10 protein-coding genes and 1 tRNA gene are annotated in these 12210 nt (G+C 64.6%); 5 read left to right on the forward strand and 6 right to left on the reverse strand.

Translation table 11 applies throughout. From position 1 onward, the window contains the following. Nucleotides 1-19 precede the first annotated feature (19 nt). From ACIQCS_RS11300 to ACIQCS_RS11315, 4 genes are all read right to left on the reverse strand, one after another. The gene (locus ACIQCS_RS11300; RefSeq protein WP_345850240.1) at nucleotides 20-553 is read right to left on the reverse strand and encodes a DUF2271 domain-containing protein; all 534 of its coding nucleotides are present in this window, start codon (nucleotides 551-553) and stop codon (nucleotides 20-22) included. Between the two features lie 6 nt (nucleotides 554-559). Further along, nucleotides 560-1210 carry a PepSY-associated TM helix domain-containing protein gene (locus tag ACIQCS_RS11305; protein WP_345850242.1) on the reverse strand — a complete coding sequence of 217 codons (651 nt, stop codon included), beginning with the start codon at nucleotides 1208-1210 and terminating at the stop codon, nucleotides 560-562. 541 nt (nucleotides 1211-1751) lie between these two features. Beyond that, a complete protein-coding gene (locus tag ACIQCS_RS11310) occupies nucleotides 1752-6341 on the reverse strand; it encodes an NAD-glutamate dehydrogenase (RefSeq protein ID WP_401530878.1) in 4590 nt (1529 codons plus the stop codon). Between the two features lie 487 nt (nucleotides 6342-6828). Further along, complete coding sequence (locus tag ACIQCS_RS11315) at nucleotides 6829-8151, reverse strand: hypothetical protein (protein WP_345850246.1); 1323 nt, start codon at nucleotides 8149-8151, stop codon at nucleotides 6829-6831. Between the two features lie 187 nt (nucleotides 8152-8338). Between ACIQCS_RS11315 and ACIQCS_RS11320 the strand changes: the two genes are divergently transcribed. Beyond that, nucleotides 8339-8414, forward strand: a tRNA-Thr gene (locus tag ACIQCS_RS11320). Between the two features lie 160 nt (nucleotides 8415-8574). Here ACIQCS_RS11320 and ACIQCS_RS11325 read toward each other — a convergent pair. After that, the gene (locus tag ACIQCS_RS11325) at nucleotides 8575-9459 is read right to left on the reverse strand and encodes an ImmA/IrrE family metallo-endopeptidase (protein WP_345850248.1); all 885 of its coding nucleotides are present in this window, start codon (nucleotides 9457-9459) and stop codon (nucleotides 8575-8577) included. Further along, entirely contained in the window at nucleotides 9456-9791 is a 336-nt protein-coding gene (locus tag ACIQCS_RS11330) for a helix-turn-helix transcriptional regulator (protein ID WP_345850250.1), read from the reverse strand. Before ACIQCS_RS11330 ends, ACIQCS_RS11325 begins: the two co-directional genes overlap by 4 nt. A gap of 154 nt (nucleotides 9792-9945) precedes the next feature. Here ACIQCS_RS11330 and ACIQCS_RS11335 point away from each other — a divergent pair, with 154 nt between their 5' ends. Genes ACIQCS_RS11335 through ACIQCS_RS11350 form a run of 4 tightly spaced genes read left to right on the forward strand, consistent with a single transcriptional unit; the run spans nucleotide 9946 to nucleotide 11508 of the window. Beyond that, nucleotides 9946-10086: a hypothetical protein gene (locus ACIQCS_RS11335; protein ID WP_345850252.1), complete on the forward strand. Its 141-nt coding sequence runs from the start codon at nucleotides 9946-9948 to the stop codon at nucleotides 10084-10086. A 13-nt stretch (nucleotides 10087-10099) separates the two neighbouring features. Further along, nucleotides 10100-10393, forward strand: a complete 294-nt coding sequence (locus ACIQCS_RS11340) for a DUF3892 domain-containing protein (RefSeq protein WP_345850253.1) — start codon at nucleotides 10100-10102, stop codon at nucleotides 10391-10393. 25 nt (nucleotides 10394-10418) lie between these two features. Then, on the forward strand, nucleotides 10419-10898 hold the full coding sequence (locus ACIQCS_RS11345) for a hypothetical protein (RefSeq protein ID WP_345850254.1): 480 nt from the start codon (nucleotides 10419-10421) through the stop codon (nucleotides 10896-10898). Then, a complete protein-coding gene (locus ACIQCS_RS11350; protein WP_345850255.1) occupies nucleotides 10837-11508 on the forward strand; it encodes a DUF6338 family protein in 672 nt (223 codons plus the stop codon). The genes ACIQCS_RS11345 and ACIQCS_RS11350 overlap by 62 nt, the downstream gene beginning before the upstream one ends. Nucleotides 11509-12210 lie beyond the last annotated feature (702 nt).

Genomic DNA, 12210 nt, shown 5'->3' on the forward strand with positions numbered 1-12210 from the left:
GGCTCTATTTCCCCTGAAATCAGCGCTTGATCGAAACGGTGACGGCGCCGAGCTCGCTCGTGCCCTTGGCGGTGCCGCGCGCGGCGGTGCCGTTCCAGGCGAAGGGCACCGTGACGACTTCGCGGCCGCCGACTTCGCGGGCCGCCTCGACCATCAGCTTGTAATTGCCCGGCGTGAGCGCGGGCATGCCGCCGCGCCCGGCCACCAGCGTGACCTTGTGGCTGCCCGCCGGGCGGGTGGCGCCGGTGACGCCGTCGGCCGGGAAGGTCATGCCGCGCCCGACCACGCGCCACCATTGGCGCATGTCGCGCAGCCATTTGGTGCCGGCGCCTTCCTTGCTGTTCCCGTCGAAATCATACCAGACCTGGAGGGTGCGCGGCGCGGCGCCCTCCTTCTCCAGCCAGATCGCCACATAGGGGCGGTGATATTCGGCGACCTTCAGCTGCGGAATGGCGATCGACAGATCGAGCGTCTGCGCGCCGGCGGCGGCGGGAAGGCCCGCCCCGCCGATCGCGGCGAGCGTGAGGCCGGTGATGCGATACTGCATGGACATGGCTCCCTAATGGATCAGGAAAATCGCGACGAGCGCGGGAATGACGAGGCCTGCGGCGACGAGCGGCCAGGTGCTCCGGCGATGCCTGGAGTGCATCCAGAGCAGGACCAGGCCGGTGAGCGTGAAGACGATGCAGGCCAGCACGAAGATGTCGATGAACCATTTCCACGCAGTGCCGGCGTTGCGGCCCTTGTGGAGATCGTTGAGATAGGCGATCCAGCCGCGCGAGCTGACCTCGCTGGTCACCGCGCCGGTGTCGCGGTCGATCGAGATCCAGGCGTCGCCGCCGGGCCGCGGCCTGGCGAGATAGATCTCGCCGGCGGACCATTCGGCCGTTCCGCTCGCGTCGATCTTCACCTGGCGCTGCACCCATTGGGCAACGTCGGCGGGGATCGGCTTCTTGCTGTCGGGCTGGTCGTCGGCCTTGACCCGGGCGAGCAGGGTTGGGGGCAGTTGCGCCGCGCGCTCGACCGATCTCGGCGCTGCCTCGATATCCGCGGCATGGTTGAGCGTGAAACCGGTGATCGCGAAGAGCAGCAGCCCGATCAGGCTGATCGCCGAACTCATCCAGTGCCAGGTATGAAGCTGCTTCAGCCAGAAGCTCTTGCGGCTGCGCTTCGCTTTGGCCTGTTCTGCCTGGGCGGTGGGGGCGTGCATTTCGGGTGCGTGATTCCGGGTCGATTCGATGCCGGTCCGTAACGCGAACGATTCGCAATTGCAAACCTGATGCGGGTGTCGATCGGATCAATTCTGGTTCGGAAACGCCTCTAGTCCCGCGTCACCCCCGCGAAGCTGGGCCCATCTCCTGCACATGCCGCGCGGACAACCGCTGCGATGCGTGTGGCATCTTCCCGAGATGGGGCCCCGCTTCGCGGGGATGGCGGGGAGAGCGGGGGCGCGCGTGATTCTCGCAAATGCAGCAAAGATACGCCGCAACGCAGCGACGAATGTTTCTTGCCGACTTCCAAGAAATTACGCAGCTTCCCGCCAGATAAGACTTGGGAGGACTGGATGTCGGCACTTTATATCGGTCTGGCGGTGGTGTGCGTAGTCGGGGTTTCGGCCTGCCTTGGCGGCATGTACCTCATTCTGCGGAGCACGCCATCGACGGCGCGGGCCGACTCCGAAGCCTGAAGGCGACCACATCCTCGGGGCAGGAGAGCCCGGCCGGTCCAAGGCGGACCGGCCGGGCTTTTCTCTAGCGGGCGAGGAGAACGCGCGCCTGGCCGGCGATCTGCGCGAGCATCGCGGCATTGGGCACCGCGGCCTGGCGGGCGCGGCGGACCAGGGCCGTGAACTGCTCGACCCGGGGGGCATTGGCGGCGAGCCAGGCGTCCACCGCGGCCTGGGGTTCCGCGGCGTGGCCACGGCTCAGGAAGTCGAGGCGGATCTGCTGGAAGTCGCGGGCGAGGCCGGCGATCAGCAGCCGTTCCCACACATCGCCGGTGGTGATGCGCGCGGCGGTCGACTGGGCCCAGTCGAGCCCGAGCGCCTGGCCGAGCGACGTGAAGGCGCGGGTGAGCGGCGTCACTTCCAGCCCCATGCGCACGCCGAGATCGGCCAGGCCGACCGCGCCGTCCAGCTCGAACAGCTTGACCACCCTGGCGACCAGCTCGCTCGGCGCGCCGGCGGCCTCGAGGCGCGTGGAGATGCGGCTCGACTGTGCCTTGACCTCGTCGAGCAGCAGGCCCTTGGCGGCCTTGTCGAGCGCGTCGATGCCGGGCTTCAGGCGGTCGATCACTTCGGCGGGGCTGGCGCCCGGCGGGGAGACGCGGAGCAGATCCGCGACCTGGCCGCGCACCGCCACCGCCATCTCGTCGAGCAGCGCGATGCGCGCGCCTTCCGAGATCGCGGCGGTCTCCACCGCTTCCCATAGCGCGGGCAGGCAGAAGAGCCGCTCGGCGACGACGAACATCGCGGCGATGTCCGCCATGGCCGCGCCCTCCTCCTCGGCGAGCTCGAAGGGGTGGAGCACGCCCAGCCGGTTGATCACGCGGTTGGCGAGCTTGGTGGCAACGATCTCGCCGCGCAGGCGATGCTCGTCGATCGCCTTGCCGAATTTCGCCTGCATCGCCTTGGGGAAGGCGTTGCGCAGATCGCTCTCCAGCGCCGGATCCTGGCCGAGCGCGGTATGCTCGATCGCGTCCTGCAGGGCGAGCTTGGTCGAGGCGAGCAGCACCGCCAGCTCCGGCCGGGTGAGGCCGTTCTTGTCCTGCGCGCGGCGGAGCAGTTCCTCGTTGCTGCCGAGCCCCTCGACCGCGCGGTCGAGCCGGCCCGAGCCTTCGAGGATCTCGATCACCCGGACATAGGAGGGCAGCGCGACATAGCCGTCATTCTCCATGAAGGAGAGCGCGAGCGTCTGCAGGCGGTTGTCCTCGAGCACCAGGTGCGACACGTCGTCGGTCATCGCGGCGAGGAGCGTGTTGCGGTCCTCGAACGCCAGGCGGCCCTCGATCATCTCGCGGTTGAGCGCGATCTTGATGTTGACCTCATTGTCCGAGCAATCGACGCCGGCCGAATTGTCGATGAAGTCGGTGTTGATGCGGCCGCCCTGCGCGGCGAAGGCGATGCGCGCCGCCTGGGTGACGCCCAGGTTCGCGCCCTCGCCGACTGCCTTGCAGCGCAGCTGCTCGGCATTGACGCGCAGGCGATCGTTGGCGGGATCGCCGACCTCGCCGTTACTTTCGGACGCGGCCTTGATATAGGTGCCGATGCCGCCGAACCAGAGCAGCCCGACCCGGGCCCTGAGGATCGCCGAGATCAGCGAGGTCGGGTCGATCTCCTTCACGTCGAGGCCGAGCAGGGCCTGGATCTCAGGGCTGAGCGGGATCGATTTCTCGGTGCGCGGGAACACGCCGCCGCCCTTGGAGATCAGCGCGGGATTATAGTCCGCCCAGCTGGAGCGCGGCAGCGCGAACATGCGGGCGCGCTCGTCCCAACTCTTCGCCGGATCGGGATCGGGATCGAGGAAGATGTGGCGATGGTCGAAGGCGGCGACCAGCTTGATCGCCTTCGACAGCAGCATGCCGTTGCCGAACACGTCGCCCGACATGTCGCCGCAGCCCGCCACGGTGACCGGCTCGGACTGGATGTCGGTGCCCATCTCCAGGAAGTGGCGGCGGACCGAGACCCAGGCGCCCTTGGCGGTGATGCCCATCGCCTTGTGGTCATAGCCGTGCGAGCCGCCGGAGGCGAAGGCGTCGCCCAGCCAGAAGTTGCGCTCGGTCGCGATCGCATTGGCGACGTCTGAGAAGGTCGCGGTGCCCTTGTCGGCCGCGACGACGAAATAGGGATCCTCGCCGTCGAGGATGCGCACGCCCTCGGGGTGGACGACCGCGCCCGACACGATGTTGTCGGTGATCGACAGCAGCGTGCGGATGAAGATCCGGTAGCTTTCGGTCCCTTCGGCGAACCAGGCGTCGCGGTCCGTGGCGGGGGAGGGGAGCTGCTTGGGATAGAAGCCGCCCTTGGCGCCCGTCGGCACGATCACTGCGTTCTTCACGCGCTGCGCCTTCATCAGGCCCAGGATCTCGGTGCGGAAATCGTCGCGCCGGTCCGACCAGCGCAGGCCGCCGCGCGCGACCGGGCCGGCGCGCAGATGGATGCCCTCGACCCGCGGGCTGTAGACCCAGATCTCGCGCCAGGGGAGCGGCTGGGGCAGGCCCGGCACCTTGGCCGAATCGAGCTTGAACGCCAGCGCCTCCCGGGCGGCGGGAGCATAGGCGTTGGTGCGCAGCGTCGCGAGCACGACGCCGCGGATGGTGCGCAGGATGCGGTCGTCGTCGATCGCCTGGACCTGGGCCAGCCCGGCCTCGATTGCGGCGGCGGCCGCCTCGATCGCCGCATCGTCGCCGGCGCGGGCCGGGTTGTGCGCGGCATCGAAGCGCTCGATCAGCGCATTGGCGACATTGGGGGCCCGGCGCAGCGCGTCGACCACCGTGGCCATGCCATAGTTCATGCCGGTCTGGCGCAGATAGCGGAACCAGGCGCGGAACAGCACCACCGATGCCGGCTTCATGCCGCTCTCGACGATCAGCCGGTTGAAGCTGTCATTCTCGGCATTGCCCTCGAGCACGGCGGCGAGCGCTTCCTCGATCACCGCGGCATCGCCCTTCAGCCCGGTGGCCGAGACGGCGAAATCATGGACGAAGGCGCCGCCGGTGAGCGCGGTCGGCACTTCCTCGATCACGCGGAAGCCGAAATTCTCGAAGGCGGGCACGGCGTCGGACAGCGCCAGCGCGCCGCCCTGGGCATAGAGCTTCACGCGATACTCGCCGGCCTTGCCGTCGACGGGCGTGATCCGCACCGAGCGATCGCCCGGATTGTCGAGCCGGGCCAGGTGCAGGATGTCGCGGGCCGCTTCCTCGGGCGTCGAGGTGGTGCGATAGGCCGGCGGAAAGGCCTGGGCATAGCGCAGCGCGAGGCGGGTGGCGCCGGTCGGCCCGGTATCCTCCATCAGCGCGGCTTCCACCGCGGGCACCCAGCCGCGCATCATCCGCTCGAGCTGATTGTCGAGCGCCTCGGCGTCCGGCATCGTGCCGCCCGCGCGCAGGTCGAGCGTGTAGCGCAGCAGCGCGACCTCACCGTCCTCGAGCGCGATCGACCAGTTGATGATCTTGGCGTTGGCGGCTTCGGCGAGCAGCTCGCCCACCGCCTCGCGGCGCGTGGTGGTGACTTCGTCGCGCGGCAGCCAGACAAAGGCGAACAGGTGCCGGCCGAGCAGGCTCTTCACCAGCACCAGCTTGGAGCGCGGGCGATCGGCGACCGACATGGTGGTGAGTACGAGGTGCTCGAGCGAATCGGCGTCGAACGCCGTGGTCAGGTCGTGCGGCAGCGCAGTGAGCGCATGTTGCATCGCCTTGCCGGTATGGCCCTTCGGATCGAAGCCGAACTTGCGCTCCAGCCCTTCCAGCCGGGCCCGGAGCACCGGCACCTCGTCCGGATTGGCGAACAGCGCGGCGCTGGTCCACAGGCCGGCATGGATCGACAGGCCGGTCACTTCGCTGCCGGTGAGGATCGGCACCGCCACGATGTCGAGCGGCACGCGGCGATGGACCGGCGAGATCGAGTTGGACTTGAGCAGCAGCGGCGCTTCGCCGCCCTTGTTGAAATAGTCGACCGCCGCCTTGCGCGAGGCTTCGGCGAGGATCGGCGTGTCAAGCTCGTAGCGGGCGAGGCCGAGCTTGTCGGAGACGCTGCCGTCGGTGCGCCAGGTCTCGTGGCCGAGCAGCGTCATCGCGCCTTCCTGGAACCAGCGGAGCAGCTTGGCACCCTCGCGCGAGCCCACGGTGGCGGCGTCGGAGCCGATCGCGCTCTGCAGCGCGCGCCAGTCGTTCACGGCGTCGCGGACCTGGGCGAGCGTGCGTTCGAGCTCGGCCACCAGGCTGCGCCGGGTGCGCGCGTCGGCGCGCTCCATTTCGATGTAGATCATCGATTCGCGCTTGCCCGCGCCGATCGATTCGAGCTTGCCCGCCTTGTCGCGCTTCACGGCGATGACGGGATGGATGATGCGGAAAACGGCAATGTCGTAGGTCGCGATCGCGCCCGAGATCGAATCGACGAGGAAAGGCATGTCGTCATTGACGACCGCCAGCCGCATCCGGCGGCTCTCCTCGCCCTGGAAGGTCTCCAGCGCGACCTTCGCGGTATCGGGGAGGCGGACTGCGGCGGCTTCCGCGACGAAATTCGCCGCCTCGGCCCGCTCGGCCTCTCCGAAATCTTCCAACTCTCCCGGCAGCGCCCCTTCGAGCAACCGCGCCTCGAACGCCTGCGTCAGCGACGTCATCATGCTTTTCATGGCAGTACCGCCTACGCTTCCGCGGTGACCGGCTCAAGACTCGTTCCGTAAGAAAATTACAAATTTGCCGACATTGTTGCGGAGGCGAACGAAAGTGTCGGCGGGACACATGGCGGCGCCCGCCTTCGCGGCGGCGGCGGGCGCGGGGATGACGGAAGTAATCTCAAACGCTTGTTCAGGTTTTCAACCCAGGGTCCGTATTCGATGCCGGCCTGGCGGCGGACAACGCGGTGCCGCTTGCAAAGTAGGATTTCGCCTGCTTGCCTGACGCGGCCGGGTCTGGGGCTCGGCCGCTCTTTGACCCGTTGGCAAGATAGGATCATGCTCGCGCAAGGAAGTTGCGAGATGCGCGGCATTCCCGGGAAGTTAGGGAAAATAGGCCGCTCGAGGAACGCGCCGCCGGCATGGCCTTCGTGACCTTCCGCGAGCCGGCCGGCGCGCCGTGCAGAAATGCGGGAACAAGGCCTCGGCCAGGTATTTAGGCCGCGGCCTTGCGGACGGCGCGCTCGGTGAGCGGACTGTCCTCGACTCTCGCCACGATATCCAGGCCCTGCTTGCCGGCGCGGGCGAGCAGCACCACGAACTCGCTGTCCGCGGGCAGGTCGAGCGCGATGTCGACATGGGCGAGCGGCGGGCGGCTGCGCAGCTCGGCGGCGATCTGGGCGAAGCGATCGGGCCGGGGCGCCGGGCGGCGATGGGCGCGCTCGGCCTTCACCACGCCCTTGATGCCGCCTTCGGCCGCGTCGAGAAAGGCGTCGAGCCCACCCTGCGGCACCGCGACGCGCCGGGCATGGGCGAGCACGGCGGCGAATTCCGTGATGCGGGTCTTGTCATAGTCGGCGCCGAAGACGAGCTTGACGGCGGGCGTCATCGGCGCGCGCGCCTGGGTGGTGAGCCCGGCATCGGCGAGCAGGGCGGCATAGCTCTCCGCATCGTCATCGGCGGCGAGCGCGAAATCATAGGCGCGGGCGAGCGCGCGATAGAGCGCCGAGCGGCTGCGCGTGTCCGAAGCGCGGGCGGCGGCGGCCGATTCGCGGGCGAGCAGCAGCTTGTCGGCCAGGCTCGAGGCGACGGCGGCGGTCGCGGGCGAATCGGCGGCTGCGGCTGCGGCTGCGGCTGCGGCTTCCCCGGCGGGCGCGGCCGGCGTGTCGAAGCCGGCGCTCGGCCCGTCGGCCCAGACCGGCGCGGCGACCAGGCTGCGCGGCGCGGTGCGGCGGGATTCCTCCACCTCGGCCTCGAGCTTCGCCTGGGTCTCGGCGTCGACCAGTTCCTTCCAGTTGATCACGCCATAGATGAAGTCGATCCTGTCCTCTTCCGCGTCCGCGCCGGACGAGAAGGGCATCAGGATGCCGCGATAGAGCGTGTTGTGCCCGCGCGTGCCGACGAACTCGGCCTCGAAACCGATCGGGGCGCGATTGGCGATGATCTGGAGATAGTGATCGGTCAGGCGGGACAGCAGCGAGCGGCTGGGCACCTGGGCGACATGGGTGATCGAGGTGTCGAGCCCGGTCTCCTCGCGCAGCGCGCGGCCGAGGAAGCGAATCGCGGGATCGTCGACGCCCTTGGAGAAATCGAGCAGCACGCTGTGCGCGCCGAAGTCCATGATGTTGTCCGGATCGAGATCCTCGATCGACGGATAGGCGCGGCCGTGGAGCAGCGAGACCCAGTGATTATAGGCGCGCACGTGCATGCGGCGCTCGTCGGTGCCGATCGCCAGCTCGCGATCGTTTACGGCCTCGTCCGCCGCCTCGCCCTGGGGGTTCGAGTCGAGCGGGTGGTTGATGCCGCGCGCCATGTCCATGCCAAATGCTCCACTCGGGGCGGTCGCCCCCATATTCGTGGAACCGCTTGTGCACGCTGTGTGGTAAACGACGCGTAAAGGCGGCGCTTTTCGGGGCTTGTCGGCGGCAAGGCTTTCGCAACGCTTGTCAGCTAGGAAACATGCTGGTAAGCGCGCCGCTCCTTCGGGGCTTCGCGCCCCTTGGTTGGCCGCCTTAGCTCAGCTGGTAGAGCATCGCATTCGTAATGCGGGGGTCACAGGTTCGAGTCCTGTAGGCGGCACCATCCAATTTATAGCGTTGAAACAAGGACCTGCGGGCGTTCCCTTGCGGACGGGCGTTCGGCTGGGTCGTGGTTTGGGTACCACGTGGGTGGGGCTTCCGACCGGTGGGACGAGTGCGGTGGCGCTGAGCGCTTCTAGGCTGTCAGCTAAGCACGGTATAATTTATCGCCCGTAAGCGAACCTTGGCGTATAGCTTTCGATTAAGCGGGCCTCTTCATCCTCTTCTTCGTCCGGATCGTCGGCAAGCGCTTCGCCAGAGAGCACGGTCAACGTGTACCCATAAGATCCCAGGCCGACGACCTGCTCGTCCAGTTCGACACTTCGCGGGCCATCGAACCAGTGGCTCAGTGTGGTGGTGTCCGCGGCGCGCTTGCCGGCCGCGACATTGCTGGCGTCGGAATTGAAGCGTGAAGTCAAGGTGGATGGTAAGGAGCTTCCCTTGCGCAGGAAGGCCAATCGGCCAAGCTTCTTGAAGCTATCGGACATGAAGGAATAGCGCACCTCCTGGCCTTTGCTGACTACAATGGCCATCGGATATGTGCCGCATTCGGCCGCGCGGATTGCGCAGGCCGTCAGCGAGCATTGGGCTTGTTCTGCCAATGCGTCGATGCCCTCAAGGCCAATGCGCTCCCGATCGAGCAAGCGTCGCACCAAGGTTGTAGGAAGAAGCAACCCGGACGCGAAGTGGTCGGCCTCGACTTCGATCGAGATGTCACCCTGCGTGAAACCGGCGCGCGAGACGTGCATCGGCGATAGCTTGGTGATCTCCTCGGGGTGCCCCTCGAGGAAATAATGCCCGAGCTCGTGGGCGACAGTGAATCTCTGGAAGCCCCGGCTGTCGATGTTGGTCGCGTAGAAGATCGCCGTTCCCGCAGGATCGAAGATGATGCCGCCGCTGACGCCCACCTGGTCGGATGCCTTCGGGCAGATCATGATTTCCTCGCTCTCCGCGATTGCGAAGGGGTCGATCGGGAACGTATCGAATCCATGCTCCCGCGCCTTTCGTTCGCCGCGATCGCGCGCCCAGGAAAGGCGGAATCCGGTCATTCCTCGCTCTGCTCCCGCCTCTCGTTCATGAGGTTGATCATCATCTGGATATGCTCGCGATCGTTGTGAGTCAGATTTTCCTCGCCTCGAAACGCCGTGGTCGCCCCCTCCATCGAGGAGGAACGGCCGAGCAAATAGTCCGACGATATGTTGAGTGCTTTCGCCAATGCTCTCACATTCGCGAAAGACGGCTTGCGCCGATCGCGCTCGAAATGCCCGATCGCGGCGGGCTGGAGACCGGCCAGCTTAGCAAGCTCTGCTTGACTGAGCCCTCGCGCCTCTCGCGCATCCGCCAGCCTCGTTCCAAAAACGTCAGCTTCGTTCGCTGTCATTGACCCTACGTTATCCATCATGTTATATATACGAAATCGTAGGTAGAAAGGCTTGACCCCCTAGGGGCTTATTTTTTGCCCCAACTACCTACGATTTCGTAGGTTTTTGTACGACGACTCGGAAGGGTCGTCAAGGATACGAAAGGATCTGAATATGGCTCGCAAGCCCGAAGTCACGAGCGCGAAGGCAGCAACCGCAGCCTCGAAAGTTCTGCGTGATCCCAAGTCGAGCGCAGCCGCCAAGACCGCGGCGGCGTCGGCCCTCACCCAGCGCCCTAACCGCACCAAGAAGTAAGGAGAGAGACATCATGTCCGTGCGCATCACATGCATTTCGAAGGCCGGCGGTGACCACGACAACCCGCACGAGGCGATCAGCCATCTCGGATGGACCAACGAAGAAACGAGCAACTCTGGCAGATCGACGCGGCTCGAGATGTACAATTGGATCAAGGACAAGGACGGCTATGCGTATGTTCGTGACGGAGCGGGCAACACGGTACGCGTAGGCACGGCGGTGTCCGCGCGGGGCACGAAATACGTACGCACCTATCGGGATAAGGTCTGGACCGATAATCTACTCGCCCTTCCCGAGTGCTTGTAATCATCCGGACACTGGCAGGCAGGCAATGATATTCACCACTGATGCGAAGCTCGTAACCCTTAACGATATTGATATCGGCAGGTTGGCTCTTGGTTTTGGCTACGGCCACCAAGGGGTGCCATTTCTGATTAGCTCCGAAGAGCAAGAGAAGTGCCTGCTTCGGCTAAGGGGAGAGTTCTTCACCATCCAGGATGATGGACGAACGCAACTTTTGGATCTGGGGAATCCGGTTGTAAGGTTCGATGTTGGAAGTGCGATCGCGGATGACAAAGCGCCAGATGATGGCACCCTGATGATCACGACCGATGGACCGGGTGTGTTCGAAAACGCCCATCATTTTCGTGCCAGAGGTGGAAATTTGACGCTGCTCACCGGGGTAAGAAAGTCATTTTACCGACATCGTGAGATTCCCGCGTTTGCTAATTGGGAAATCGGATTCATGCGTGAACAAGATTTCGTTCCTGTCGCGTGTATCAATGCTCACGGAAATCGATTCGACCGGTAATTCGGAGGTTTGGTTGGATATTCCAAGTGCAGCGGAACTGACATCGCTGGCGAGTTTGCTCTCTCCCGGTGTTATTATCCTTTGGGTTAGGGGTAGGTTTAAGGATACGATACCGCCAAAGATTGGCGATCAGCTCATAAGCTTTGCGTTGATTTCTGTTGCATATAGCGCTGCAGTTTATCCGTTATTCCATGCTGAAAGCGGATTGCATTTGCCGGAGTGGCTGTGGCGTTTTCTAATTAGCTTTCTGGTTCCGTTGATCATTGCCATTTTAGTAATATTTTTTGATAGGTCAGAGCAGTTCTACAAGTTAACTCAGAAGTTTGGACTACGTCCTGCTCACCATGAGCCCACAGCTTGGGACTATGCTTACCGCAATCGCCAACCTTCATACGTCCTCGTGCACTTGACCGATGGTACGAGCGTTGCAGGAACTTGGGACGATGGCGCGTTTGCGTCCTCGACAGCGGGCGACCGTGACCTTCTAGTTTCGAGACTGTGGAAGGTCGAAAAGAATGGATCATGGACTGTAGTGGAGCCGGCTCGAGCAATGCTTATATGCGGAGGGAGTATCCGTATGGTTGAATTCATCGATGGAGGCCAATCTTGAGCGACAATAAAAGCAATAAAAGCGCGCCTGTGCATTTGCAGAAGGGCTATACGCCTGCGCCCAAGTCTCCCATTTATGCTCAGGATGGATACAAGCCGTCGGCTGGGCAGCTTGGTTCGCCGCCGACGACCGGGAGTGTCGTATCGAAGCCTGTCGAAGGCAAAAAGAACTAGTCCTTCATTTGGAGCAGACAAATGAGCAAACCAAAGGGCCCGAGCGTAACGTTCAAGGGTGTCATTACCCCGGGATTGGGTAAGGTTCAGGGAGGTTATCAGGGGCCACGCGGCAATCTTGGAACTCCGCCCACCGGAAGCGGCGGCAGTGGCGGCGGCGGGAATGGTGGAGGTGGCGGCTCTAAGAAGTAGTGGCCGGCATCGCCTCGCCGACTATCATTGGCACCCAGTTCTACCTGCACGCCTTCATAAGTCGTTGCGCAGTGTGCTCAATCGCGTCGCACGACAGCGCAGATGAGACTTCCGATGGAGCGGGTTCGCCTTTTCGAGCTTTTCGCAGAAGTACATTGGCGCATTCTGGCCCATGACAGGCAGAAGCACTCGGCAAGCAAGCTTCTCGCAAATGCGATTCGTTAAACCGCTGATCGAGCCTTTGAGTTGGCCCCCGAAATGACCTGACAGGGTCTCGCTCTTAGATAAGAGTGAGCCATATGACTGAGCATACGACTAGGCGCTACAATGGCGGCGA

The sequence above is a fragment of the Sphingomonas sp. NPDC092440 genome (assembly GCF_044754985.1).
Lineage (GTDB): Bacteria > Pseudomonadota > Alphaproteobacteria > Sphingomonadales > Sphingomonadaceae > Sphingomonas.

Coding starts and splice junctions, on each gene's coding strand:
- ACIQCS_RS11300 (WP_345850240.1), bottom strand. CDS start 553: ATGTCCATGCAGTATCGCATCACCGGCCTCACGCTCGCCGCGATCGGC.
- ACIQCS_RS11305 (WP_345850242.1), bottom strand. CDS start 1,210: ATGCACGCCCCCACCGCCCAGGCAGAACAGGCCAAAGCGAAGCGCAGC.
- ACIQCS_RS11310 (WP_401530878.1), bottom strand. CDS start 6,341: ATGATGACGTCGCTGACGCAGGCGTTCGAGGCGCGGTTGCTCGAAGGG.
- ACIQCS_RS11315 (WP_345850246.1), bottom strand. CDS start 8,151: ATGGACATGGCGCGCGGCATCAACCACCCGCTCGACTCGAACCCCCAG.
- ACIQCS_RS11325 (WP_345850248.1), bottom strand. CDS start 9,459: ATGACCGGATTCCGCCTTTCCTGGGCGCGCGATCGCGGCGAACGAAAG.
- ACIQCS_RS11330 (WP_345850250.1), bottom strand. CDS start 9,791: ATGACAGCGAACGAAGCTGACGTTTTTGGAACGAGGCTGGCGGATGCG.
- ACIQCS_RS11335 (WP_345850252.1), top strand. CDS start 9,946: ATGGCTCGCAAGCCCGAAGTCACGAGCGCGAAGGCAGCAACCGCAGCC.
- ACIQCS_RS11340 (WP_345850253.1), top strand. CDS start 10,100: ATGTCCGTGCGCATCACATGCATTTCGAAGGCCGGCGGTGACCACGAC.
- ACIQCS_RS11345 (WP_345850254.1), top strand. CDS start 10,419: ATGATATTCACCACTGATGCGAAGCTCGTAACCCTTAACGATATTGAT.